At 34.8% G+C, this 26,644-nt stretch carries 24 protein-coding genes and 2 pseudogenes; 15 read left to right on the forward strand and 11 right to left on the reverse strand.

Annotated elements, in window-relative coordinates; genetic code table 11:
• Positions 1–6: 6 nt before the first annotated feature.
• Genes exsE through BWGOE10_RS08365 form a run of 4 tightly spaced genes read right to left on the reverse strand, consistent with a single transcriptional unit; the run spans position 7 to position 3,005 of the window.
• Entirely contained in the window at positions 7–963 is a 957-nt protein-coding gene (gene exsE / locus BWGOE10_RS08350) for an exosporium protein ExsE (RefSeq protein ID WP_070141666.1), read from the reverse strand.
• On the reverse strand, positions 960–2,027 hold the full coding sequence (locus BWGOE10_RS08355) for a hypothetical protein (RefSeq protein WP_070141667.1): 1,068 nt from the start codon (positions 2,025–2,027) through the stop codon (positions 960–962). Before BWGOE10_RS08355 ends, exsE begins: the two co-directional genes overlap by 4 nt.
• Entirely contained in the window at positions 2,020–2,463 is a 444-nt protein-coding gene (locus tag BWGOE10_RS08360; RefSeq protein WP_070141668.1) for a hypothetical protein, read from the reverse strand. The genes BWGOE10_RS08355 and BWGOE10_RS08360 overlap by 8 nt, the downstream gene beginning before the upstream one ends.
• Complete coding sequence (locus tag BWGOE10_RS08365; protein ID WP_321969981.1) at positions 2,460–3,005, reverse strand: RNA polymerase sigma factor; 546 nt, start codon at positions 3,003–3,005, stop codon at positions 2,460–2,462. Before BWGOE10_RS08365 ends, BWGOE10_RS08360 begins: the two co-directional genes overlap by 4 nt.
• A 219-nt stretch (positions 3,006–3,224) precedes the next feature.
• On the opposite strand from BWGOE10_RS08365, the gene BWGOE10_RS08370 reads away from it, so the two are divergent.
• The 5 genes from BWGOE10_RS08370 (at position 3,225) to BWGOE10_RS08390 (ending at position 8,490) form a co-directional block, all read left to right on the forward strand.
• Complete coding sequence (locus BWGOE10_RS08370) at positions 3,225–3,863, forward strand: response regulator transcription factor (protein WP_070141670.1); 639 nt, start codon at positions 3,225–3,227, stop codon at positions 3,861–3,863.
• 4 nt (positions 3,864–3,867) lie between these two features.
• Positions 3,868–4,968 (forward strand): sensor histidine kinase, encoded by a 1,101-nt coding sequence (locus tag BWGOE10_RS08375; RefSeq protein WP_070141671.1) that lies wholly within the window; start codon positions 3,868–3,870, stop codon positions 4,966–4,968.
• A 289-nt stretch (positions 4,969–5,257) separates the two neighbouring features.
• Positions 5,258–6,196: an ATP-binding cassette domain-containing protein gene (locus BWGOE10_RS08380; RefSeq protein ID WP_002158411.1), complete on the forward strand. Its 939-nt coding sequence runs from the start codon at positions 5,258–5,260 to the stop codon at positions 6,194–6,196.
• A gap of 37 nt (positions 6,197–6,233) precedes the next feature.
• Positions 6,234–7,343, forward strand: a complete 1,110-nt coding sequence (locus tag BWGOE10_RS08385; protein ID WP_070141672.1) for an ABC transporter permease — start codon at positions 6,234–6,236, stop codon at positions 7,341–7,343.
• A 1-nt stretch (position 7,344) separates the two neighbouring features.
• Positions 7,345–8,490 carry an ABC transporter permease gene (locus tag BWGOE10_RS08390; RefSeq protein WP_070141673.1) on the forward strand — a complete coding sequence of 382 codons (1,146 nt, stop codon included), beginning with the start codon at positions 7,345–7,347 and terminating at the stop codon, positions 8,488–8,490.
• Between the two features lie 414 nt (positions 8,491–8,904).
• Here the strand turns inward: BWGOE10_RS08390 and BWGOE10_RS08395 are convergent, their stop codons facing one another.
• The 3 genes from BWGOE10_RS08395 to BWGOE10_RS33950 form a co-directional block, all read right to left on the reverse strand.
• The gene (locus BWGOE10_RS08395) at positions 8,905–10,719 is read right to left on the reverse strand and encodes an acyltransferase family protein (RefSeq protein ID WP_070141674.1); all 1,815 of its coding nucleotides are present in this window, start codon (positions 10,717–10,719) and stop codon (positions 8,905–8,907) included.
• Positions 10,720–10,891: 172 nt separating this feature from the next.
• Positions 10,892–11,176, reverse strand: coding sequence for a DUF3238 domain-containing protein (locus BWGOE10_RS33945; protein ID WP_415858226.1), 285 nt, complete (start codon positions 11,174–11,176; stop codon positions 10,892–10,894).
• On the reverse strand, positions 11,125–11,304 hold the full coding sequence (locus tag BWGOE10_RS33950) for a DUF3238 domain-containing protein (RefSeq protein ID WP_410254618.1): 180 nt from the start codon (positions 11,302–11,304) through the stop codon (positions 11,125–11,127). Before BWGOE10_RS33950 ends, BWGOE10_RS33945 begins: the two co-directional genes overlap by 52 nt.
• 141 nt (positions 11,305–11,445) lie before the next feature.
• On the opposite strand from BWGOE10_RS33950, the gene BWGOE10_RS08410 reads away from it, so the two are divergent.
• On the forward strand, positions 11,446–11,919 hold the full coding sequence (locus BWGOE10_RS08410; RefSeq protein WP_070141676.1) for a MarR family winged helix-turn-helix transcriptional regulator: 474 nt from the start codon (positions 11,446–11,448) through the stop codon (positions 11,917–11,919).
• A 56-nt stretch (positions 11,920–11,975) separates the two neighbouring features.
• Here the strand turns inward: BWGOE10_RS08410 and BWGOE10_RS29695 are convergent.
• Together BWGOE10_RS29695 and BWGOE10_RS08415 are read right to left on the reverse strand one after the other, a co-directional pair.
• Positions 11,976–12,128: pseudogene (locus BWGOE10_RS29695) on the reverse strand (transposase); the annotation flags it as partial.
• A gap of 640 nt (positions 12,129–12,768) precedes the next feature.
• On the reverse strand, positions 12,769–13,995 hold the full coding sequence (locus BWGOE10_RS08415) for a phospholipase D-like domain-containing protein (protein ID WP_070141677.1): 1,227 nt from the start codon (positions 13,993–13,995) through the stop codon (positions 12,769–12,771).
• 337 nt (positions 13,996–14,332) lie between these two features.
• Between BWGOE10_RS08415 and BWGOE10_RS08420 the strand changes: the two genes are divergently transcribed.
• The 3 genes from BWGOE10_RS08420 to BWGOE10_RS08430 all read left to right on the forward strand — a co-directional run bounded on the left by BWGOE10_RS08420 (position 14,333) and on the right by BWGOE10_RS08430 (position 16,771).
• A complete protein-coding gene (locus tag BWGOE10_RS08420; RefSeq protein ID WP_070141678.1) occupies positions 14,333–14,533 on the forward strand; it encodes a DUF1657 domain-containing protein in 201 nt (66 codons plus the stop codon).
• 399 nt (positions 14,534–14,932) lie between these two features.
• Positions 14,933–15,436: a DinB family protein gene (locus BWGOE10_RS08425; RefSeq protein WP_070141679.1), complete on the forward strand. Its 504-nt coding sequence runs from the start codon at positions 14,933–14,935 to the stop codon at positions 15,434–15,436.
• Positions 15,437–15,835: 399 nt separating this feature from the next.
• Entirely contained in the window at positions 15,836–16,771 is a 936-nt protein-coding gene (locus BWGOE10_RS08430; protein WP_070141948.1) for an ATP-grasp domain-containing protein, read from the forward strand.
• Positions 16,772–16,880: 109 nt separating this feature from the next.
• Here the strand turns inward: BWGOE10_RS08430 and BWGOE10_RS08435 are convergent.
• Positions 16,881–17,243 (reverse strand): annotated as a pseudogene (locus BWGOE10_RS08435) (esterase/lipase family protein); the annotation flags it as partial.
• 119 nt (positions 17,244–17,362) lie between these two features.
• Here BWGOE10_RS08435 and BWGOE10_RS08440 point away from each other — a divergent pair.
• Positions 17,363–18,574: a phospholipase D-like domain-containing protein gene (locus tag BWGOE10_RS08440; protein WP_070141680.1), complete on the forward strand. Its 1,212-nt coding sequence runs from the start codon at positions 17,363–17,365 to the stop codon at positions 18,572–18,574.
• A gap of 55 nt (positions 18,575–18,629) precedes the next feature.
• Here BWGOE10_RS08440 and pyrH read toward each other — a convergent pair whose 3' ends face one another.
• Complete coding sequence (pyrH, locus tag BWGOE10_RS08445) at positions 18,630–19,373, reverse strand: UMP kinase (RefSeq protein ID WP_070141681.1); 744 nt, start codon at positions 19,371–19,373, stop codon at positions 18,630–18,632.
• Positions 19,374–19,752: 379 nt separating this feature from the next.
• Here pyrH and BWGOE10_RS08450 point away from each other — a divergent pair, with 379 nt between their 5' ends.
• From BWGOE10_RS08450 to BWGOE10_RS08470, 5 genes are all read left to right on the forward strand, one after another.
• Positions 19,753–21,024: a cation:dicarboxylate symporter family transporter gene (locus BWGOE10_RS08450; protein ID WP_070141682.1), complete on the forward strand. Its 1,272-nt coding sequence runs from the start codon at positions 19,753–19,755 to the stop codon at positions 21,022–21,024.
• 24 nt (positions 21,025–21,048) lie between these two features.
• Positions 21,049–22,488 (forward strand): aspartate ammonia-lyase, encoded by a 1,440-nt coding sequence (aspA, locus tag BWGOE10_RS08455; protein WP_070141683.1) that lies wholly within the window; start codon positions 21,049–21,051, stop codon positions 22,486–22,488.
• Positions 22,489–22,562: 74 nt separating this feature from the next.
• Positions 22,563–24,275, forward strand: coding sequence for an oxaloacetate-decarboxylating malate dehydrogenase (malS, locus tag BWGOE10_RS08460; protein ID WP_070141949.1), 1,713 nt, complete (start codon positions 22,563–22,565; stop codon positions 24,273–24,275).
• Positions 24,276–24,340: 65 nt separating this feature from the next.
• On the forward strand, positions 24,341–25,639 hold the full coding sequence (locus BWGOE10_RS08465) for an ATP-binding protein (protein WP_098786156.1): 1,299 nt from the start codon (positions 24,341–24,343) through the stop codon (positions 25,637–25,639).
• A 2-nt stretch (positions 25,640–25,641) separates the two neighbouring features.
• Positions 25,642–26,574 carry a response regulator gene (locus tag BWGOE10_RS08470; protein ID WP_070141685.1) on the forward strand — a complete coding sequence of 311 codons (933 nt, stop codon included), beginning with the start codon at positions 25,642–25,644 and terminating at the stop codon, positions 26,572–26,574.
• Positions 26,575–26,644 lie beyond the last annotated feature (70 nt).

Here is a 26,644-nt window from a genome sequence, read left to right on the forward strand (position 1 = left end):
GGTTTTTTATTTTTCAATAATACTCATATTTATATTATAAGCTTTCTCAATATTTAACTTGTACGTCCCATTTCCTGTTTTAATCGAGTTTTTATACCAATGTTCTTGCCCGTTGAATTCTGGATTTTCTTCTGAAGTATTATCTTCTTTTTTCGTTAAATCTTCAACTTGTTCCCAAGGTGTGTTTCCGTGCGCTTCTTTTTTGTTTGTTATGGCGATTAAAGATACATCGCTTTCTTTTGTTAAATGGACAGATACATTTGAACTTTCTTGTACAAACCAATTATTTTGTAATTGACCTGGATAAAGGGATAGTTCGTTATTTGAAGCACGAACTTCTACATTTTTATTTTGAGGAAGAACGAGTGTTGGTTTTACCTGTGGTGCTGAATTCCATAACGTATGTTGAACTGGTAATGGTTTTAATGTGATATACATCGTTTCCCCAGCTGTTTGAACTGAAAGGAAATCCTCTTGTTTTAAATTGAGTTTTTCATTATCTTTCGTTGTCATTTCATATGTTCCAAGAAGGTGAATTTGATTTGTATTATTACCCTCTATCGTTAGAGGGTAATGCCCTGCATCCACTACAATTTTTTTGATAGATTCAGGTATATCAAGTTGTCCACTTGGAATATTACTCGTTTGCCGAGTGGTATTAATAGAATGACGAACTTCATCTAGTAATCCAGTTGATAATAAACAGTAAAAAGCAATTCCGACGCTTCCTAAAACGCCGATAAAGAAAATACTAAAAATATCATATTTAATAAATGATTGTTCCTTCTTAGAAAATAGAAGGTATAGTAAAATTTCCACGCCAAGAATAATAAGTAAAACCGGCCACCATGCTGTTAATGTATCCAATACTTGAGTGCCTTTAATGACTGAAAATAGTAAGAAACAACCTAATGTAATAATGGAAAGCCCCATTGAAAATGTTCCAACGCGCCATGTTCTCATTCTTTTGTACCACCTTTGTTTTCTTTATTTCCAAGTAACAATTTAAAGCCGCCACCAATTAGAAGGAGAGCAACGATAGATGTTTGGAAATAACGATAATATAGTTCGCTAAGATGAATATTAAATATAGTTGCAAAATAATCATTCAAAATAGGAAGGACTGTTTGATTTAATAAATAATAACCACCTAATGCAATTAATCCGATACCGATCCATCTTTGATGATTTATGAAATAATCGATAATTGGTTCGTCATTTACGCGTTCTTTTCCATATTTTGCTGTTTGTTGTAACGCATCAAAAAAGCTATAAAACCAAATGATTGGTACTAAAAATAAAAACGCAGAAAGTCTTAATAAGTCGAGTAAATAAATTGATAGTAAAAAGGCTGCCATAAGCTGAAGACCACGGCGCTGTAAGCCTAAATACATATGTCCTGCTCCAGGAAACATTGCTAAAATGGAAGCGAATGTTTTATTTTTCTTTCCTTGTTCACGGTGCTCTTCAAAGTCTTCAAAAATAGTACGATCAATTAGTTGCTCACCACGTTCTTTTTTCTGGAGTTGTTGAACAACATCGAAGAAATTATAAATCCATAAAACAGGTAGCGTAATAAGGAAGATAAGGAAACTCTCTTGAGATGTTAAGAGTGCAACGAATATAATCATACTCCCGATTCCTGTGCAAGCTACTAAAAATGTAAGGCCACGCTGCATAAGTCCTAATTGGAAATGACCAAGTCCAGGGATGATTGATAAGAGAATGATATAAAATCGTTCGCTTTCTTTAGCAGATTCTTGATCTTCCCCAGTTTTCGGCTTCTGTGATTGCTTCATTATTGTAATGATTAAGTCTATTATATTTATCACCCATAGTACTGTTAATAGAAATAAGGGGAGAAAAATAATTTGGTGATTTCCTAGAACGGTAAACCCTACTGCTGCAATAAATAGTAATAAAGCCCCTCCGCTATATAAAATAAACCGTCCTATCTTTTTTAAATATAAATGTCCAAGCCCAGGAATTAGCCCTAACACAAGTGCTAAAAAGGGATTTTTATTCATGCTTCAAACCTCCGTCCTTTTTGGATGTGTGAATCGTTTTGTTTACAAGTTGTTGTGATATAGAAGTCTCATTGTATTTCGAAGATTTTTCGAAATTTGATGTCGCTGTAAAAATATAATGGAATAAACCACTTACCATAAAAATAATTGTAGCCGCCGTCGCAATTATGTAGTGAATAATCGTACGCTTTAGTTGGTTTGTTTTTATATTTTCATTAGAGTCTAGCGTTTCAAAATTAATTTGCGCTATAACTTCGTTCGTAAATGAATCATCAATTATCATTGGAAGGTTTTCATGTTGTTCATCAATATTTTCCATATAAAGTGCTAAACAATGATCACATTTATAAAGGTGTTCTTCCATAAATTCACGTTCATTGCTTGCTATAACATCTAATGTATACTTGTGCCAATCTTCTTTTGAATAATGCATCATAGAAACTCTTCCTCCTTCCAATGTTTTTTAATCCATTTTCTTGCCCGATACAGTTTCATTTCGACCGTTTTCACTTCGATGTTTTCCTGGAAAGCAATTTCTTGATAGCTTTTTTCTTCTAAGTAATGTGCGAGAACAACATCACGGTAATTTTCCGGCAGTTCTCTTAGTTTTTGAGCAATGAGTAATTTTTGCTCTTTCGTCAATAGTAAAGCTTCAATGTTATGAGAGGATTTTATACTTTCCTCAGTTTCTTTACATAAGGAGAGTTCTTCGTTTTCTCTAGCTTTCTTCCTCTTATAATCAATAGCGTGATTGGTAGCAATACGTGCCATCCACGTTTTTAATCCGCGAAATTGATAATTAGGGAGAGAGGTGTGAATTTTTACGAATACTTCTTGTGTAACATCTTTAGCATCTTCTTCATGTCTTAAAATAGAAAAGATAACTTGAAAAATATAATGACGATATGTTTGTACAAGGATACGAAAAGCATGTTCGCTTCCTTGCTGTGCTTTTTCAATTAATTGTTTTTCCTCAATCGGTCTCTCCCTCCTTTTTGACGCATTCTATTATATAGACGTCAGAAACGATAAGTCACCCTACACATGTTGTAAAAAAAGAATAATATATTTTTAGCAGGAGGGCTATATGAAAAAGGTGTGAAAAAATGGTAGAGAGAAGTATATAATGAGCAAAGAGGAAATGCTACATGGAGAAAGGATGTGAATGTTAGTAGGGGGATGTCCATACTAACAAACATGAAAATTAAAATATTAATAGCCGATGATAATTCATTTATAAGAGAAGGCATGAAAATAATTCTAAATACATACGAAGAGTTCGAAGTATTAGATACTGTAAATGATGGGAAAGAGGCTGTAGCGTATTGTAAAAAGCATGAAGTAGATATTGCACTTTTAGATGTTCGTATGCCAAACATGAACGGGGTAGAGGCGACGAAAATAATTTGTGAAGAGACAAAAACGAAGCCGCTCATTTTAACGACATTTGATGATGATGAATATATTTTAGACGCAGTAAAAAACGGAGCAAAAGGTTATTTATTAAAAAATAATGATCCAGAGCGTATTCGTGATGCAATAAAAGGAGTGTATAATGGTCAAACTGTTATGCAAGATGTCGTTCTTGATAAAATTAAGTCTAATTTAATGGAAAGTAAAGAGGAAGAATCTAAAATAGATAAGAGTCTTTTTACAGAAAGGGAGCTTAGTATTATCGCGTTAATTGCAAAAGGGTTCTCAAATAAAGAAATTTCAAAGCAACTTTTCATATCAGAAGGAACCATAGCAAATTATATTACATCAGTTTTAGGGAAAACTGGACTAGAACATCGCACGCAAATTGCGATTTATTACTTAACAGGGAAAGTAGATTAATGTTATGGAATTTTGGTTAACTGTAAGTAAATTAATTGTATTTATATATATTGTGTGTAGTTACATTCACTCAAATATTGCAAACTTATCGTGGGTTATATTTACTTTGCTTTTGTATCTTTCTGTAAACGTGCTGATCTCTATATTTAAAAAAGATTTATACAAAAAAATATTAATCTGCGTGTCAATTGGCGTAGTTATGTTATTTACATGGAAGGTTCATCCATTTTTTATTTTGTTTTTACCTTTGAATTTATATGAAATTGCAAATTATTATATAGAAAAGAAATGGTTAATCTTTTTCATTATGATCCTTCCTATTATTTTTATAGGTGAAGGTATTCAAATGACGTATGGACTTATTAGTGCATTTTGTTTTTTTTCCTTAACGATAGCCCACCGCTATATAGCACGATTATTAAAACTCGAAATGCAAAATGATAAAATGAGAAAAGACATACAAAGACTTACGAAAAGCTTAAATGAAAATAAAGAGTACATAAGACAATCTGAATACACATTCAAGTTAGAGGAAAGGAATCGATTATCTCAAGAAATTCATGATAAAATTGGTCACTCGATGACAGGTGCACTAATTCAAATGGAAGCAGCAAAGAGATTAATGGAAATAGATAAAGAAAAATCTGCGGAGTTATTGCAAAATGCCATTCATATTTCAAAAGATGGAATTGAAAGTATTCGTATTACATTAAAAAATATGAAGCCACCAACAGAGCAAATTGGCATCCATCGTATGAAATTATTCATAGAGGAATTTGCTAGTAAGCATGATGTGAATATTCCTTTCGTCTATAAAGGGAACTTAGATATGATTTCTCCCATTCAGTGGAAAATTATCGGTGAAAATGTTACAGAGGCACTTACAAATACGCTGAAATACGCTGATGCTACAGTCATTTCAATAGATATTCATGTACTTAATAAGATGATTAAAGTACAAGTGAAAGATAATGGAAAAGGTGCAGCTCTTGTTAAGAAAGGTCTTGGTATTATGGGGATGGAGGAGCGAACAGCATCTGTAAACGGAAAAATTATTGTAGATGGGACAAGTGGTTTTTCAGTGACAATGTTGTTGCCGATATAAGGAAATGGGACGAGGATGAATCATCTCATATGAAAAAAGTGAATAATCTCATGTGAAAAGAATGAACTTCTGCACTGAGCAGGTTCATTCTTTTTGTTTATAATAAAGTGAAACTTCAATCAGTGGGGGGGGTGTTCATCCCACACTGATTGTTAGTTGAACCAATCGGGCATTTACGGGCAGCCCGACTCCCGCCTAACTTCTTCGCTTCAGCTGAATTTTGAGGCGGGAGTCTTACTGACCGCAAATAGCGGGATAACAGCAGAGAAACCGAAATAGGGGTGAAATGATGAATACATTAGAAATTAAAAATTTAACGAAAAAATTTGGTGACTTCATTGCAGTAGATAATATGTCTTTATCTATTAAAGAAGGAGAAATATTTGGATTTTTAGGATCGAATGGTGCTGGTAAGAGTACAACGATAAATATGATTGCTGGGTTGTTAAGAAGTAATGAAGGTGAAATCAGCATACTAGGAAAAAATATAAAGAAACATAATCGATTTGCGAAGATGAATATCGGTATCGTTCCGCAAGATATTGCGATTTATGAAGAGTTAACTGCCTATGAAAATGTGAAATTCTTTGCCGGATTGTACGGATTAAGAGGCGCTGAACTAAAAGCGAGAGTAGAGGAAGCCCTTCAATTTGTAGGGCTTAGTGATAAGCATAAAAGTTATCCGAAAAACTTTTCTGGCGGGATGAAAAGAAGATTGAATATAGCTTGTGCAATTGCACATAGACCGAAATTAATTATTATGGATGAGCCGACAGTTGGAATTGATCCGCAGTCAAGAAACTATATTCTCCAGTCTGTCCGGAAATTAAATGAAATGGGAAGCACAATCATTTATACAAGTCACTACATGGAAGAAGTAGAAGAGATTTGTACGAAAATAGCAATTGTAGATCATGGTAAAGTGATTGCAGAAGGAACGAAAGAACAGTTAAAAGCGATTATTACAGATACGAAAGATATTTGGATTGAAGTGAAGTCAGTAGAAAATTTAGACGTAGAAAAATTAAAAGAGATAAACGGTGTGAAAGCTGTTCAAATTGAAGAGAGCGTAATTAAAGTGAATTCTGATGCAGGATTAAATAATTTAAATAAAATTATTCAACACTTTATTAATCATGACATTGAAATTCGTTCGTTAGAGGAGCAGGCTCCGAACTTAGAAACTGTATTCCTTACGTTGACTGGAAGAAACTTACGAGATAAATAAAAGGTAAATGAAGAAAAGGTAAAGGGAGGTTCATCAATTGAACATCTTTAATATTGCAGTGATGCACATTAAAAGAGATTTCAGGGACGTAAGAACTTTAGTTTTTATGTTAGCATTTCCGATTGTGCTTATGCTTGTGTTAGGAACAGCGTTAAGTAATGCTTTTAATAGCGATAGTCAATCGATTAAGGATATACAAGTGCTCTACAAAGATGAAGCAAGTAGCGCATTTTCTAAATCATTTGAAGCATTTACGAAAGAAGTTGATAAAGCAGGCATTCATTTTCAGAAAGCTTCCGAAGGTATAGATGGGAAAGAGGAAGTGAAGCAAGATAAATATGCTGCATATGTAGAATTGAGTAAAGATGGTGCGAAATTTTACGGAAGTGACAGAAGTAGTATTGAAGGAAGTATTGTTGAAGGAATGCTTACGACATTTGTTGATAAGTACAATGTAGCGACCGAAGTTGCAAAAGTAGATCCAAGTAAGGTTAGCGCAGTTATTTCAAATGGAAATCATAATAATTATATTAAAGAAACATCTTTACAAGCTGCTAAAAAACCAGGTTCTATGGATTACTATGCGGTTGTAATGACGACAATGATTGCACTGTATGCTGCAATGGGGGCGAGTTTTTTAATTCGAGGAGAACGAATACGTAAAACAGGAGATCGTTTAATTGCAGCACCTATAAGTAAGGCAGAAATTTTCATTGGGAAAGTGCTCGGTAGTCTTGTAGCAAATGCACTTTGTCTATTACTCGTTGTTTTATTTAGTAAATTTGTTTTTCAAGCGAATTGGGGCGACCATCTTGGAATCATATTTATTATTTTACTAACAGAAGTCTTTCTAGCAATTAGCTTCGGTTTAGGGATCGGATATATTACAAAGACAGGTGAGGCATCTAGAGCAATTATTATGGTTGTTGTGCAATTAGCTTCTATTTTTGGCGGTGCTTATTTCGTAGTGGAAGAAAATGTCGTTACGAATTTATCGCCATTAACGTGGGCCAACACAGCCATTATGAAAATTATTTATGCAAATGACATAGGGGCGGCGCTTCCGGTAATATCTTTAAACCTAGGAATTTCAGCACTCTTTTTATTAATTGCGATTATTGCATTACGTAGACGGGAGGGGCTATAGTATGAAAGATATTTTATGGCTCATACAAAAAACGTTATCTGTACTTCTGAAAAATAAAAAAGGGTTACTCATTATTATTAGCTTGCCGATAATAGGAACACTCATCTCCTTTTCGATATACGGAAATGTAGGGCAAGGAACGTTAAATATCGGGGTTATAAATAAAGAAAATCAGCCAATAGCAAATGATACAGTGAAATTTTTAGAAGGATTAAATCATGTAAATGTAAGTAAAGTGAAGGAGTCTGAAGTAGAAGATAAACTTACTTCAAAAAAACTTGATGGTGTTATTACATTAGAGTCCGGTTTTTCGGAAAGTGTTCGAGAAGGGAAACCGAGTCATATTGAAATTTCATCGATTAAAGGCGATCAAGTAACGGGGTTTATAAAATCATATTTATATAACTATGTTGATAATATTGCCGCAATTAGTAAAGTGGCAGGGACGGATCAAAGTACGTTTGATAACATGTATGCAGGGTATCAAAAAAGTTCATTTAAAGTAAAGGCTGAGACACTTGAAGATACTTCGAAAAATAAGGATATGACAAACCAAACTATGGGTTACCTTATCATGTTTATGCTATTTTCAGCAGTGAACTTATCAGGATTTATTTTAAAAGAAAAAGAGAATAGAACGTATTTTAGATTATTATCAACACCGATAGATGGAAAGAAATTTATATTATCTAATGTTGCAGTAAATATGATGATATTAACAGTGCAAATTGTCATTGCAGTATTATTTATGACGAATGTTTTTCACACAAATATAAATATGCCTTTCATAGTGATGATTGGTGTGCTTATGATATTCGCTTTAATCGCAATTGGTTTATCATTAGTCATTGTGTCCTTTTCAAAAAGTTCAGCTGCTTCAAATGCGATGCAAAATATAGTGATAGTACCAACATGTCTACTTGCTGGATGTTATTTTCCATATGACATTATGCCAAAAGCGGTACAAAAAGTAGCTGATTTCCTTCCGCAGCGCTGGTTACTAGACACGATTTCAAAACTACAGCAAGGAATTCCATTTTCAGAGTTGTATTTAAACATTTTAATCTTATTCGCCTTTGCGATAGCGTTCTTCTTAATTGCTATTTATAAGTTTGGAAGAAATAATGATGCGAGGAACTTCATTTAATGAAAAAAAGTGTGGCGTAATGCCACACTTTTTTTGTTTATAATTTAGAGTAGCTTTTGAAGTATCTTATATCAAGATTAAACAGCTATATTTTTAACCCCGTCCTATATTTAGAGCGGGGTTTTGCTTGTTTGAGCTTTTATAATTAAATAACTTTATTGTCCTTTTATAAAAATATCAAACTTTTTTATAAAAGGATGCTTCAATTGAATATAGCAAAAGCGTGTTTTGATCAATCTTTTTTCAAAACACGCTTTTGCTATTTGCTATTTTATTAAGGTTTATTAAGTTAATTTAATTAAACTTTATTCCAAGGCTACAGTAGATAGGTAGGTTTCTTGTTTATATTTATCATATCTGTCAGGATATTTTTTTCAGATTAGCCCCTCATAATCAGAATCGTTTCTATGCTCCTTATTGATTTACTGCTTTTGCTACAAGGGCAGCATATGCTTCTGCACCTGCTTTCGTTAAATGTACGCCATCTGGTTCAAAGTATGCTTGATTTCCGGCACTTGCTGCATACCAATCGACTAACACCACATTATTGTAAGCTGATGCTGCTTCTTTTAACTTCTCATTCACCAACGATTCCCACGGACGTGGTACTCTCGTATTAATTAATATAATTTTTCTTTCATTCCCAATCACTTTTATTAATTCTGCTAATTGCTCCTTGGTAAAGGCTCCATTTGTACCTAATCCAATAATGACATGACTTCCTAAATTCCCCTCATTCTTTAGCTGTTCCACGGCAGGGATTGCTTTTGACATTTGCCGCCCTATTTTTGCATCAATTCTAATATTAGGAAAAGTATTTTTTAAATACGGAGCAATATCAATCATGATTGAATCGCCTACAGCTGTAACTGTTATAGGATCTTTAGGTTGTGCGGAATTCGCTTCTTTTTGTTCTTTTTTATTTTGAGGTGGTTCACCGTCTGGTTTTTCCCAAACTGCAACTGGATGTTTAGCCGGCTCTTCTTGCACTGCTTCCACCTTATCTTTTTGAGGATTCTCCTTTGCTTTACTAGCTGTTGTTAATCCAAAAGTAGCTATCGAAGAAATAAATACTGCACATATTAAAGCTAACTTACCACTTACAGTTAAGTTTCTTATTTTCAAGTTCTTAATCTGAATATTCTTCAATGCGCCTTTTCGTATTGGATTTTCAATAAACTTCCACGAAATTTGTGCAACAATTATAATTAGGAGAAATTGAAGAATTGCTCTTGTAATCGAAAACTCCCCAGCATTTACCTTCGGAGTCGTCAATGTAATAATCGGATAATGCCAGAGATATATTCCATATGATCGTACACCCATCCAACGTAGTGGTCTAAATCTCAAAAATTGTGCGATTCTGCTCGCCGGATGCGCAAGGTTAGCGACTAATAAGGCTGTAGCAAGTGATAAAAGGACCATTCCCCCACGATATAGAAACGGCTCATATTGATTCGTCTTCCAAAACATAATGAGAATGATGCTAAGAGCAATTCCCCCAATAACATCAAGAATAAGACGTGCTTGCGGAATAATTTTTTTCGCAAGCCTACTGCTTGGCCAAATTAAGGCAAGTGCCGCCCCAATTAATAAAGAAAAAGCCCGTGTATCAGTACCGTAATAAATTCTACTTGGGTCAGAGCCTGGTTCATATAGAATTGCCATTGCTAAAGCGGATACAATTGCTCCTATACAAATAAACAAGATCATGCGTGATTGTTTTTTTATGTAATAAAATCCTAAACTAATGACGAACGGCCAAACCACATAAAATTGTTCCTCAACAGCTAACGACCAAAAATGATTTAGCGGAGAGGGCTGACCAAAGCTATCAAAATAAGATAATTTATGATAAATATACCACCAATTACTAACATATAATAAAGCGGCTAATGAGTCTCCTCGCATCTTTACAAGTAAAGAACTATGAAAGATTGTAATCCATGCTATGATGACGATGAGCATGATCAGCATTCCGGGAAGTAATCTCCTTGCCCTACTGATCCAGAATTTCTTTAAGTCAATTCTCTTATTATTCTTCCATTCTATAGCTAGAATATCTGTAATTAAATAACCGGAAAGTACAAAAAATACGGTGACACCTAAAAATCCACCGGGCATCCAATTAAAATTGATATGATATAAAATAACACCTAGTATGGCTAGGCCCCTTAGACTGTCCAATCCAACCATATAGCGACTATTTTTCTTTAATGGTTCGGGCATTCACAGTCACCCCCTATGTTTCTCTAAAAATCCGGTAAATACTTGTACTATAAAAATCTATTCATTTCACATCATTTGAAAATTATGAATTATTCATGAAATAAAAATATTGCAAAAATATTACAAAACTCATTAACAAAGACACTTATTTTTTTGATTACAAACACAGTAACTAGCATTTTATCACGTTATCTAGTTTCATAAAATAGATTTCACTAGGAAACGTTTCGCCCTCCCCAAGTATTTGCACCAGAACCTGTCTAATAAGGTATCTACACTGTACATTTAATGGTTGACTAGAACTTGTACGCATTTGAAACTTGATCTCATCAGAACTCAATGCAATACCAGTGCACAAAACACCTTCCATACTAGCTCTTCCTGTTCTTTTATTAACAGAACCATCTAGTATTGTGATTTTTTCTGTTGTGATACTAGTTTTTGCATATGAGAAAATTTTTTTTTTATAAAATCTACAACTACCTCCTGTTCAACTCTTGAACGCATAGTGTTTGCAGTATAAGGGATAAATTCACGTAAATCATCTTCGAATTGAATTATATTACCCGTTTGAGTATCCTTCATAGGTTCTCAGTCCAAGACATTTGAATAAATATACTTACTTTAATTTTAACAATGTGAATCATTGAAATACTATATTGCGTATAGTACAATGAGCTTCGTGCAAAGTCAACCTGATTGACTTTATTCAAGGAGGTTTTATACATGAATAAACGAGAATTTAGTGATTTAGATCTTACATCACTTTTTTCATTATCCTTTCGTACGGTGATTGATGAACTACATGACAGATTGAATGAATTGGGGTTTGGAGATATTAGACCTGCACATGGTTTTATGTTTAAATGTATCACCCCTGATGGAGCAACCGGTATAGAATTGGCGGAATACTTAGGAATTACAAAACAAGCTGTAAGTAAAATGGTGGATTATCTTGAGAAAAGTGGTTATGTAATGCGCCAAACTCATCCCACTGATAAAAGAGGGAAGATTATCGTTTTGACCGAACGAGGTTGGTTAGTATTGAAGGCAAAAGAAGAAATACTAACTGATATTGAGAGGCGCTGGATTGAAAATATAGGTGCTGAGCGCATGCAAATGCTCAAAGAAGATTTAACAAAATTAGTTTATGAAACAAATGAAGGTAAAATGTCATTGAGGTCTAGACCGGTTTGGTAAATATAGCGTGTCTCAAAATATTAGATTAAAGGGTTTACGGTGAGGAAACTACCATTATCCAGTTCGTTACATATTTCTTGAACCAACATTTTGAAGCGTTCTTCTACTTTTGTGTTTAGAAAAATCTTTCTTCTGTATCGTGGACAAAACACAAAATGATAGTTAATGAATGATACGGTTGTTTTAGTTCTTCTATAATCATTTATCATAGTTACGTTGTATCAGTTTCTTTACTAGACTGATACAAAAAGGATGAAAAATAAAAGATACCAACACTTTGGATACTTTAAGTACCACAAATCTTCCGATTTTTAGTGATACTCCGTATCTAACCTCACTTTCATCCCATGCCTAAAGGCGATAGGCTTTCTCGTTCGGAAAGGGCTGTAACAGACTCCATTAGGAATCATCCATTATTCTTTTTCAATTTATTATCTTTTTGAATCAGAATCACTATTTTTGTAATCCGATAAAAAATGTCGAAAAATAGCTATAATTGTCTAATTTTGATTGCTATAAGACCTGTTCGATGTTAAGTGAACTAGCAATAATACGTCGAAATAAAATCTTGGATTTTGGTGCGGAAAATTCAGCTGACTCGAAAATAATCTCTAAAACATAGACATACTGATACTATCAATCTAGAAAAGAGATGGTGTTCAGTGTGAAGAAGAAAAACTCATTCAAAATGAGCTTGATATTAAGGGAAATGGAAACCAAAATATACTTCTATTAAGGATATTATCGCTACAGCATGGAAATGGCATCAAAGTCATTCAGAAGGGTATTAAAACATTCGAAAAAGAACTGCACTAAAGGAGGTGAAACTTCTAGTGCAGTTTTATCTTTTTATAAATAATACTCAAATATTTTTGCAACCTTTTCCTTCATTTTTTCTTTTATAGATAATTGATTGACGTCAGAGGATGTTACTCGCTTTGAATTTTGTAAGTCTGCATTAATGACAGGCTTTATTTTTGAAATATAGACAGGGTCATGGATATAACAGTTTATTTCTTCATTTAAGTGAAACGAACGTGAATCAAAATTTACGGTCCCAACCATCAATACGCGTTCATCAATTAAGAATGATTTAGCGTGTAGCACTCCCTTTTTATAACCATATACTTCTATTCCCTGTTTTAATGCTTTTCGGATATATGGATACGCTGCTTCTTTAACTAACAGTGCATCTGAATGAGGTGAGAACAGAATTTTGACACGAACTCCTCTCTTTCTTGCAGCTACTAATGCGTTCCAAATAGTTCTATCTTTTGGTATAAAATAAGGTGTTAATATAATGATGGACTCTTTTGCTTGTTGAAACAGCATTGCATAATCTTGCCCAAGTTTTTCTCCGCTATAATATGCAGTAAATCGATGCGAGGTTGCTCCCTTTTCCTTTACCGAACTGTGTATCGGAATCGGTTTTTCTGAATTTTTCTTCCAGTCTAATACAAATTGGTGTTCTAGATCTTGAACTCCTTCTCCTCGTATTTGAAGATGATAATCTCTCCAGTAACCAAGTTTTTCTTTTTCTCCTAAATACTTTTTGCCAATGTTAAATCCGCCAATGTACCCAATCTTTCCATCAATAACTGAAATACGGCGATGATTCCGATGATCCAAAGAAGAAAAAAGATAAGGGAAAGCAGGTTTATTGTAATACGTAAAATGCACGCCTTTTTTAACTAATAATTCTCTTTCCTTTTTCTTTAGTAAAATTCCACCTAGCCTGTCCAATGCATAGTATACTTCTACACCTTCTTGACTTTTTTGTCTCAATAACTCTAGAAACTGATGACTTACTTTATCATCAGCAATAGAGAAAAAGTTAATATGTACATAATCTTTTGCTTTCTTTATATCTGAGAATAATTGATTGTTTAACTGTTTCCCGTCTGCATACATAGTAATATCACTTTGACGAATAGGGTATTGGCTAGACTGCTGGATAAATCCCCCGTTTTTTCCAGCTGTTGTTCTTTCGATTTCACCCCAAACAAGCAAAACAAGAAATACGCCGATAAATACAAAGAGGAGTACTCGGAAAATTTCCCCTATCTTTTTCAGCATATTTAATCTCCTTTATATATTATCGTTTTCTTTCTGTTAGTTTTTGTTATCGGGAAAAAAATATTCCATAGCCATTCATGAAGTTAATCTTTACCATAGGATATATAAATAAACTACGTTCTTAAAGGGTAGATTTTTCTTATGAATACTCTATTTACATCAAGTTAACATAACACCACTTAACGGTATTCCATGTATCTATTAGCTAAAAAAAATCATCCTCGAATAATTAACTGTAAAATTTCTCATTCACATAACCCTAAAATTGGAAATCGTACTGTGATAACAAAATAGGCATTCTATATTTTGAAGTACTTTTACAGGGAGGAAATACTACATGACAGTAAGCACTAAACTTAAACAAACTATCGCTGGTTTAAAGGGTGCTCAAGCATGCCTAGAAGGATTTGTTCTTGATACTGATAATCAGCAAGCAAAACAATTATATAAAGATGCAGCACAACAAACTCAAGAAATTATTGAATCTTTGAATCCTCGTCTTCAGCAAATTGAACAAGAAGAACCTCAGTACAAGTAATAACACATAATACCTTTCACATAGAATGCCGTCCACATGGAAGGGTGTTCAGCTTAGATAGCGATTATCAAAATGATGATTACAATTAAAGCGTCTCACCACATCACTATCAAAATAAGAAAAGCAAGTATCCCAAAACAAAAAAATGTTCATTTTTTTGTTTTGGGGCATTTTGAACTACTCACCATTTAATATCCTCATGGACTGTTTGAAGTGAAGTCTACAAATGAGATAAATAGATTTGATTTAAAGAACATCGCATAGCATCATCAGAATCGTTTCCGTACCCCAATTTTTCTCTTGACTTAGAGTATACTCTAATCGTTATAATCAACTCATAGTTCAACCAAGAAAGATACGGAAAAAATGCGATTTAGATAGTGAAGGAGATTTAAAATCATGGATAAATTTCAAGCAAATCAAGCGTTTAGCGAGGCAATAGTAAAATCATTAAGAGGAGAACGAGGACATCTTCCCATCAAGAATGCTTTGTCGGATATAGACTTGGCGCTTGCGGGAAAGCGTAGAGAGGAACTGCCTTATTCTATTTATCAATTAGTGAAACACATGACCTACTGGCAAGATTTTCTCTTATTATCCGCTCAGGGCAAGAAGCCAGCATTGCCTGCCCATGTGAGTGAGAGCTGGCCAGAAGAAGAATGTCCTGGCAGTGAGGAAGAATGGAAACAGACTATTCAGTATTTTCTTCAGGGGATCGATCAGGCATGCACGATTGCCCAAAATATTCAATTGGACATACCATTGGAGAGTTGGCCTGGTGAAACCCCAGGTGGTGTGCTACGCAATATTGCATCTCACAACTCCTACCATTTAGGAGAAATTGTACTGATTCGCAGATTATTTAGTGCTTGGCCACCGCCAACAGGCGGATATCCGGTCTAAACAAGGTTATGGATTGACCCCTTTCTTCTGAATTGATTCAATAGGTGACTACCCAGTTCCATTGTCCCCCTCTTTAGGTGGTAGTGATGCTCTAAGTTGCCAAATAGATTTGTTAGAATATATACAGTAACTGACGAATTTTATACTACAAATGTGAGAGAGACGTTTATCTATTTTTAAAATGGATTTGCAAGTGTAGTGGATAATCTGGATAATGATGAGAAATTTGATATATACATATCAAATTTCTCATCATTATTAGTAGGAGCCGTAGGTTTAAAAACGCTTCTTCATGTTGGACTAGCTCATATAGCTAACCACAAATATGTTAAATTAAGATTGAATTATTATAAAATTAGTATAATGAATATAATTACATTTTTGAAAGAAGGTATTCCCTTGAAGAAGATTCACGTTATTCATGAAAACACAGAGTGGATAAGACATCTAACGAAAAGATTAGAAGAACTCGATCTTCCTTATGAAGAATGGCATTTGGACAAAGGAAATGTTGATCTTTCGTCTGTTCCGCCGCAGGGCGTATTTTATAACCGTATGAGCGCTTCTTCTCACACAAGAAATCATCGCTTTGCATCAGAGTTTACGGGTGCTGTCCTTGCTTGGTTAGAGATGCATAATCAAAAAGTGTTCAACGGAAGCAGAGCATTGCAGCTTGAAGTAAGTAAAGTTACGCAATATATGGCACTGAATGCAGAAGGAATCCGGACACCTAAGACAATTGCAGCTGTTGGTAAGGATCATATTATAGAAGCGGCAACGCAATTTGAAGGACGCCTGTTCATTACGAAGCATAACCGTGCTGGAAAAGGACTAGGTGTTCAACTGTTTCAGTCTGTTGCTTCTTTACAAGAATACGTAGAAAGTGCAGCATTTGAAGAACCAGTAGATGGTATTACATTAATTCAAGAATACATTCAATCTCCTGAGCCTTACATTACACGTTGTGAGTTTGTAGGCGGGAAATTTGTTTATGCAGTTCAAGTCGATACATCCAAAGGCTTTGAATTGTGCCCAGCTGATGCTTGTCAAATTGGCGATTTGTTCTGTCCTGTTGGAGAGAAAGCCCCTGAAAAACCGAAGTTTCAAATTATTGAGGGCTTTGATGACCCAATTATTAAAAAATATGAGGCTGTTTTGGCTACAAATGATATCGCCATAGCGGGCATTGAGTTTATTCGAAATGCCGATGGTGAAATTTTTACTTATGATATTAATACAAACACGAACTACAATGCTGACGCCGAAGCAGTTGTTGGGAAATACGGTATGCTAGAGATTGCGAAGGTTCTTGGTAGTGAATTAGAGAAAATATAATAGATAGGAAGAAGGCTGCTGATGAAGCAGTTTTTTTTTGTATGTTCAATTTGAACACAAATTGTTAATTTTATATATAAAACTACATAAAGGGAGGACCATACATGTGTAAAATAAATTGCACCACATCATTTTCATATTCTTCACTTTGAACGTAAGAACGTGCAAGAAGTCCACCCATCCTATGACAAACTAAATTTAGTTTGTCGCACCCTGTAAATTTTTTAACATAGGCAATTGTTTTTAATAAATATTTTTGAGTGGAAAAAGCAATACGCTGACGCCAGTCATAAAAACAGATAAACAAGTTTTTATTTCGTTCATAGCCGATACTTTCTAACATTATAATGAATGGTTCATAAATAAACGAAGAAAGCCCAAAGTTCCAATTACCGGTACCAGGAATAATAATATTACTCATTGAACCGAAAAGACCTGGTATAAAAATAATAGGAGTTTTTGCTCTTTTCATAGTCTGCTCTCCTTTAAGTTTTTAACATCCGACAAAAAGTAAGAAAGACATTTCGTATGAAAAAATAATTTAATGAAACACTACGAAATAGTAAGTAATATGAGCGGAAGGAAATCAAAATGATTAAAAAGATATTGCGAGTTACTTCTATTATTATTGCTATTTTCGTTTTTATTTTAATTTGGATGCATATCGATGTTACTGTAGGCAGGAAAATGGAAGCTGGGAAAAATATGCCGACAGAGTATGCACCTCACTATAGTGACTTTCAATTATATGTAGAAGGGAAGTCGTTTTATAAACAGTTATTTACTGATATAAGAGAAGCGAAAAATTCCATTTACACGTATTTTTTTATTTTGTCGGATGATAAAAGTAGCCACACTTTTTTAAACTTATTAAAAGAGAAGGCGAAAGAAGGAGTAAACGTATATTTATCGGTTGATTTAATTAATGATTTATCATTTGAAAGAAAGATGAAAAAAGAATTACAGGAAAGCGGTGTTCATTTTACATATAGTAGAAAACAAGAATTGCTATTCGGATTTTATTCCCTTCATCATCGTAATCATCGACGCATTACGGCAATAGATGGAGAGATTGGGTATACGGGTGGCTTTAATATAGGGGATGAGTATTTAGGAAAGGATAAGCGGTTTGGATATTGGCGTGACTATCATGTGCGGTTAAGAGGAGAAGGAGCAAAAGATTTAGAAGAACAGTTCGCTTTAGATTGGAAACGAGACACGAAAGAAGATATAAAAAGAAGTACAAATAAGGCTAGTAAAGGGAATACATTACATACTATGGCCAGTTACAATGGGCATCATGTTGCTGAAAAATATATAGAGTTAATAAAACAAGCGAAGCATTCGATTGTCATTACAACACCATATTTTATAGCGAAAAATAAAGAATTAATGAAAGCTTTAATTGGAGCGCAAAAACGCGGTGTCACAGTAAAAATACTTTGGTCATATAAACCAGATATTCCTCTTATTAAAGAGGCGGCATATCCTTACATCCGTCAAGCTGTTAAAAACGGGATTACTGTGTATGGTTATAAAAAAGGGATGTTTCATGGAAAGTTAATGCTGATTGATAATGAATTAACTGTTATCGGTACAACAAACTTTACTGCACGTAGCTTTTATATAAATGATGAGATGAATTTGTATATTCACGGTGGACCTATTATAGCGCAAGTGAATGAGGCGTTAACGCAAGACATTGATGATTCGAAAGAAATGACAGAAGCATTTTTTGACAACTTATCTTTCTGGGAGCGTTGTAAGGAGAAAGTAGTTGGATTAATTGATTTTTATTTGTGATGATTAACGAAGAAAGGGTGTCTATAAAAGACACCCTTTTGTTAATGAGAAATAACTATTTTTCATGCACAAGCATCGACGCATCGTCATTAATCAATGTCCCAACATGCTCACCTAAACAAATTCTTTTCATCACTCCAGGTTCATCAAAGTTAAAGACGTGTGCCGGTAAATTATAGTCCCTGGCAAGTAATAAAGCCGCTTGATCCATTACTTGTATGTTTTGCCTAACAATATCGTTATAGTTCAGTTTACTGTACATTTTCGCTGATTTGTTATGTTTCGGATCACTTGTAAAGACGCCGTCGACCCCTTGTTTTGCGACTAAAATGGCGTCGCTATTCATTTCAATTGCTCTTTGTACACTTGGGTAATCTGTTGTAACGAATGGTTGCCCGTTACCACCACCGAATATGACAACATAACCGTTATCTAAATGATGTACTGCACGTAGGCGAATATAAGGTTCAGCTACCGCATTAAATGGGATAGAAGTCATTACGCGTACTTCTTTATTTGTTTTACTTGTTAGAACGCCGCGAAGCATTAAGCTGTTAATAATTGTACCTAACGTACCGATATTATCAGCTTCTACACGATCAATTCCCCATTCCTCAGCTAGATGACCTCTGAAAATGTTACCGCCTCCGATGACGATGGATACCTCGATATCTAAATCAACAATGGATAAAATTTCGTTTGCGATATGTTCTAATCGTTTAGAGTTGAAGCTATTTCCTGATTGATCGGCAAGTGCGCCACCGCTTAGCTTAATTAAAACGCGTTTATATGGTTTCATAACAATTCCCCCTATATAGATCGCAATAAAAAAGGAACAAAGGCGAATGCCTTTGTTCCTTCGTAAGAAAATGAAATAGAAAAGAAATAGATATGATGAACTTCTTCGCATGATTTTTCATAACATCCACTCCTTTTCATCCCCATTTATTTTGAATACGTATATCTTTTTGATTATACGAAATAATCTGATGTTTTATCAAGTTTATTTTATTTCTTTTTTTAGAAAAGGTGTCAATGAATAAGGTGAGAAAAATTTTCGAATTTTTTGTGACAAACTTGTAGGTTTTTGTATGATTTTGTAGGTTCGCTTATATGATGTGTGAGTAAGCTTTTATAAATACGAAATGAAAGCGTTCGCATAAAGGGGATGAACATAAATGAAAAAATTCGGATTGGCAACACAAATTTTTGTCGCACTTGTTTTAGGGATTGTAGTAGGGGCAATCTTTTATGGCAATAAAACGGCGATTTCTTATATCACACCAGTTGGGGATATATTTATTCATTTAATTAAGATGATTGTAGTACCGATTGTTATTTCAGCATTAATTGTTGCGGTAGCTGGTGTAGGTGATATGAAAAAGCTTGGGAAACTGGGCGGTAAGACAATTCTCTATTTCGAAATTATTACGACGATTGCTATTTTAATGGGATTACTTGCAGCGAATATATTCCAACCAGGTACTGGCGTTGATATGAGTAATTTACAGCAAAGTGATATTTCTTCTTATAAACAAACTGCAGATGCAACAGAGAAGAAAGGGTTTGCTGAAACGATTGTTCATATCGTACCGAAAAACGTATTTGAATCTATCTCACAAGGTGACTTATTACCGATTATATTCTTCTCAGTACTATTCGGTTTAGGAGTTGCAGCAATCGGTGAAAAGGGAAAGCCTGTTTTTAACTTTTTCGAAGGTGTACTCGAAGCAATGTTCTGGGTCACAAATCAAGTTATGAAGTTTGCACCATTTGGTGTATTCGCATTAATTGCTGTTACGGTTGCAAAATTTGGTGTAGGCACACTACTTCCTTTAGGAAAACTAGTGCTAGCTGTATACGTAACTGTTATACTATTCGTTGTGATTGTATTAGGTATTAATGCACGAATGGTCGGAGTAAACATTTTTACATTAATGAAAATTTTAAAAGAAGAACTTATTCTTTCATTTACGACAGCAAGTTCAGAAGCTGTTTTACCTAATATAATGAGAAAGATGGAAGAGTTCGGTTGTCCAAAGGCAGTTGCCTCTTTCGTAATTCCGACAGGTTATACATTTAACTTGACTGGATCAGCTATTTATCAGGCGTTAGCGGCATTGTTTGTTGCACAAATGTACGGTGTTCACATGTCACTGACGGAGCAAATAACGCTATTATTCGTTCTCATGTTAACATCCAAAGGTATGGCGGGAGTTCCGGGTGCATCATTCGTTGTTGTATTAGCAACGTTAGGATCAATGGGATTACCGTTAGAAGGCATCGCATTAATTGCGGGAATTGACCGTATTTTAGATATGATTCGCTCATCTGTCAATGTATTAGGAAATGCATTAGCTGCCATTGTTATGTCGAAGTGGGAAGGCGAATTCGATGATGAGAAAGCAAAACAATATGTAGAAACAGTCAAACAAACAAAAGCAGCATAAGAAATCGTTTAGGAGTGAAAAGTCATGGCAACATTAACTGAAGTTAAAAATGGAGTGCGAATTGAAAAAGATTTTTTAGGTGAAAAAGAAGTGCCAAATTATGCGTACTACGGCGTACAAACAATGCGTGCAGTAGAGAATTTCCCAATTACAGGATACAAAGTCCATGAAGGCTTGATTAAAGCGTTCGCAATTGTTAAAAAAGCAGCAGCACTTGCTAATACAGATGTAGGAAGATTGGAATTGAAAAAGGGTGGTGCTATCGCAGAAGCATCACAAGAAATTCTTGATGGGAAATGGCATGATCATTTCATCGTCGATCCAATCCAAGGCGGTGCAGGTACTTCAATGAATATGAACGCAAATGAAGTCATTGCCAATCGTGCCCTTGAATTATTAGGAATGGAAAAGGGAGACTATCATTATATTAGTCCAAACAGTCATGTGAATATGGCGCAATCAACAAACGATGCATTCCCAACAGCTATTCATATTGCAACATTAAATGCATTAGAAGGCTTATTACAAACGATGGGTTATATGCATGATGTATTTGAATTAAAAGCAGAACAGTTCGACCATGTTATTAAAATGGGTCGTACGCATTTACAAGATGCTGTGCCAATTCGTCTTGGACAAGAATTCAAAGCATACTCTCGCGTACTTGAGCGTGATATGAAACGAATTCAGCAGTCTCGTCAACATTTATATGAAGTAAACATGGGAGCAACTGCAGTTGGTACAGGCTTAAATGCAGACCCAGAGTATATTGAAGCAGTTGTAAAACATTTAGCTACAATTAGTGGATTACCGCTTGTTGGTGCTGAAGATTTAGTAGATGCAACGCAAAATACTGATGCGTACACTGAAGTATCTGCAGCGTTAAAAGTATGTATGATGAACATGTCTAAAATTGCGAACGACCTTCGATTAATGGCATCAGGTCCACGTGTTGGATTAGCAGAAATTATGCTACCAGCTCGTCAACCAGGTTCATCTATTATGCCAGGTAAAGTAAACCCTGTTATGCCAGAAGTAATTAATCAAATTGCGTTCCAAGTAATTGGTAACGACCATACAATTTGCCTTGCTTCAGAAGCAGGACAATTAGAATTAAATGTTATGGAACCAGTACTTGTTTTCAACTTACTTCAATCTATTAGCATTATGAATAACGGTTTCCGTGCCTTTACAGATAATTGCTTAAAAGGAATTGAAGCGAATGAAGATCGCTTAAAAGAGTATGTTGAGAAAAGTGTAGGAATTATTACAGCCGTGAACCCCCATATCGGTTATGAAGCAGCAGCTCGTGTTGCAAAAGAAGCAATTGCAACAGGTCAATCCGTTCGAGAACTTTGTGTGAAAAATGGTGTATTGTCACAAGAAGACTTAGAGTTAATTCTAGATCCATTCGAAATGACACATCCAGGGATTGCAGGAGCAACTCTTTTAAAGAAAAATTAAAAGAAGAGGGGGACAATCCCCTCTTTTTTGTTTACAATATAGAAATGCTATATATGAATAGAGGTAGGGATGTTATGAGTAAGTTTACAGTGGCTTCTAATGGTTCATTAGAAACAACATTAAGAGGAGTAGAAGTATTATCAACACCACTTTTAAATAAAGGGGTAGCTTTCACACAAGAAGAAAGAGAAGAGTTAGGCTTAAAAGGGTTATTACCGCCAGCGGTTTTAACGTTAGAAGAACAAGCGCGCCGAGCATACGAACAATTTTGTTCTCAGCCGGATGATTTATTAAAGAATGTATACTTAACAGCGTTACATGATCGAAATGAAGTATTATTTTATCGTATATTAACAGATCATTTACGTGAAATGTTACCGGTAGTATATACACCAACTGTAGGTGTAGCAATTCAAAGATATAGTCATGAATACCGTAAACCGCGTGGGGTTTATTTATCAATTAACGATCCATCAGGTATTGAAGAAGCATTTGCAAATATCGGTGCAACAGCTGAAAACATTGATTTAGTCGTTGTAACAGATGGAGAAGGTATATTAGGAATTGGTGACTGGGGTGTTGGTGGAATTAACATCGCGATCGGGAAATTAGCTGTATATACGGCCGCAGTTGGAATCGATCCTAGCCGTGTATTACCGGTAATTTTAGATGTAGGTACAAATCGTGAGGAGCTATTAAACAATCCATTTTATATTGGAAATCGTCACCCTCGTATAACAGGTGAATCTTACGATGAATTTATTGATACATTTGTCCAAGCGGTAAATAAACAATTCCCGAAAGCACTTTTACATTGGGAAGACTTCAGTTCTCGAAATGCACGAAAAATTTTAGATAAATACCGTCATGACGTTTGTACATTTAATGATGATATTCAAGGTACAGGTGCAGTTTCACTTGCTGCAGTATTATCGGCAGTAAAAGTTTCTGGTGTACCGTTAAGTGAACACCGTGTCGTTGTGTTTGGTGCTGGTACGGCTGGAATCGGTATCGCAGATCAAGTAAGAGATGCAATGGTTCGCGTCGGATTATCAGACGAAGAATCTCATAATCGTTTCTGGTGTATTGACCGTAATGGATTAGTTACAGATAATATGGAAGATCTTCTTGATTTCCAAATTCCATATGCAAGAAAAGAAGCTGAAGTAAGTGAGTGGAAACAAAATGATGTGATCGGACTTGCTGAAGTTGTGAAACATGTAAAACCGACAATTTTAATTGGTACATCTACTGTTGCGGGTGCATTTAAAGAGGAAATTATTAAAGAAATGGCTTCTCACGTAGAAAGACCAATCATATTACCGATGTCGAATCCAACGCCACTTGCTGAAGCGAAACCAGCAGATTTAATCGAGTGGACAGAAGGAAGAGTGTTAGTTGCAACAGGAAGTCCGTTTGAACCGGTTACATATAACGGTGTAACGTATGTGATTGGACAGTCAAATAACGCACTTATCTTCCCAGGACTAGGTCTTGGTACAATTGTTGTTCGTGCAAGCGTAATGACAGACGGTATGTTTGCGGCAGCAGCTGAAGCAGTTGCAAGTATGGTAGATACAAGTCAGCCAGGAGCACCTATTTTGCCAGAAGTTGAAGAGTTACGTAATATTTCTGAAATGGTTGCAATTGAAGTAGCGAAAGTTGCAGTTGCAGAAGGTGTTGCTAGAGAGAACTTAAGTGATAACGATATTAAGATTGCAGTAAAAGAAGCAATATGGGAACCGGAGTATCGCCAAATAAAAGCGGTAGAAAAGGTTAGAATATAGAAAAAAAGCCCGTTTATAATAATAAGCGGGCTTTCCTTGTTTATTTTTGAAAAAATACATAGGAAGTGGCAGCTTTGAATTGGAATCAATTATGGAAGAAAGATATGTCTCTTTTAATTATTTTAATGGTTGTTGTTCCGATTGCTGGAGAGCTGAATTTTCATCCTTTTAATGATACGTTTCGCGTTAGCTTCGGGACACCGCTTTTCTTCTTTTTGTTATTATTTTTAAGAAAAATACCAGCAGCTGCTGCAGGTATTCTTGTCGGTATATCTGTAGTCTTATTCCGTGTATCTCTTGATTGGATCATGCAAGGTTCATTTCATATGACAGAATCATTTTATTTGCGCTATCCTGTGTTCTTTTATTATTTTATTTATGGAAGTCTTTTTTCGCTTTGTAGGGTGAATAAGTTTCATCAGAAGCCAATCGTTATTGGTTGCCTTGGGATTACAATTGAAATTATCGCAAGTATGTCAGAACTTGCGTTTTATCATATGTTAGTGCTCGGTACAACAATAACCGATTCTGAAGTGAATAAACTCATCATTATTGCTATTTTTCGTAGTTTCTTTGCGCTTGGTTTTTTAAATATGATGAATTTGTATGAAACGAAATTAAAAGAATCACAAGTGCGAAAAGAAAATGAAAAAATGTTGATGCACCTTTCTAATTTATATGTAGAATCTGTTCATTTGAAAAAAACGTTACAAAATGCGGAGTTAATTACACAAGAAGCGTATCAATTATATCGTAATTTACAAGCGAACGATGATTCGAGCAGTAAAACAGCATTGAAAATAGCGGGGGAAGTACACGAAATAAAAAAGGATAATCAAAGGATTTTTGCAGGATTATCTAAATTGTTATTAGATAAAAATGTGGCTGAGTATGTAGAAGGTCATGAGCTTGCGGAAATGATTGTGAGAATAAATGAGAAGTACGCTGAAATGTTAGAAAAAGATATACGTTTTTCTGAACATATAGAAGGTGAGCATGCAGAATATCATGTGTATACGGTCTTATCCATTTTTAATAATTTAGTTGCCAATGCAGTCGAAGCAATTGAGAATAGTGGGGCTATTATTATTAAGCTATATAAACTTGATAAACATATATTCTTTGAAGTAATTGATGATGGCCCTGGTATTGCGCAAAAATATAAGAAATTAGTATTTAAACCGGGATTTACTTCAAAGTATGATCAAACGGGAACACCATCAACTGGAATTGGACTTTCTTACATAAACGAAATGGTAACAGAACTCGGAGGAGAAGTAAGATTAGAAGACCGAGAAACTGGCAGAGGGTGTAAGTTTGTCGTTTGTTTACCGGAGTGCAGTTTAAAGCGGGAAGGGGAATAAAGTTGTTTTATTATATCGTAGATGATGATGAAGTTTTCCGCTCTATGCTTTCGCAAATTATTGAAGATGGCGATCTTGGGGAAGTAATTGGAGAATCGGAAGACGGAGCTTTTATTGAAGCAGATCAATTGAATTTTAAAAAAGTAGATATTTTATTTATTGATTTATTAATGCCAATGCGAGACGGGATTGAAACAGTTCGCCATATTGCGTCCTCCTTTACAGGGAAAATTATTATGATTTCTCAAGTTGAATCGAAACAGCTTATTGGTGAGGCGTATACACTTGGAGTGGAATATTATATTACAAAACCATTAAATAAAATTGAGGTTGTATCTGTTGTAAGAAAAGTAATGGAACGTATTCGTTTAGAGCGGTCTATACATGATATTCAAAAATCATTGAATAACGTTTTCAAGTGGGAACAGCCGCAAGTTCGAAATGAGCCAATGCAAGAAGGGAAAAAAATAGCGGATTCAGGACGCTATTTATTATCAGAACTTGGTATTGCGGGAGAGAATGGAAGTAAAGACTTACTTAGTATGCTGGAATATTTATATGGGCAAGAAAAAGAGCAAACGTTTGAATTTGGATTTCCTGCGCTAAAAGATATTTTTCATCATATTACGATAAGGAAATTAGGGGCTATAGCTTTAGATACGGATATAGATAAAGAGAAAAAAGCATCTGAGCAAAGGGTACGTAGAGCGATTTATCAATCGTTAAATCATTTAGCTTCCTTAGGATTAACGGACTTTTCGAATCCGAAATTTGAAAGCTATGCTCCGAAATTTTTTGATTTCACTGTAGTTAGAAAACGGATGACAGAAATGACAAAGGAAGAAGTAGCAACTTCTGGACATACACGCATTAATACGAAAAAGTTTATTCAAGTATTGTATTTTGAGGCGAAACGGTTGATGGAGATAGAGTGAAAAAAGGTGCTTATAAATGAGCATCTTTTTTTATTAAATCTACATTTTATATTTTCTCGTAGAGCATGTA

Source organism: Bacillus mycoides (assembly GCF_001757995.1).
Classification (GTDB): domain Bacteria; phylum Bacillota; class Bacilli; order Bacillales; family Bacillaceae_G; genus Bacillus_A; species Bacillus_A mycoides_B.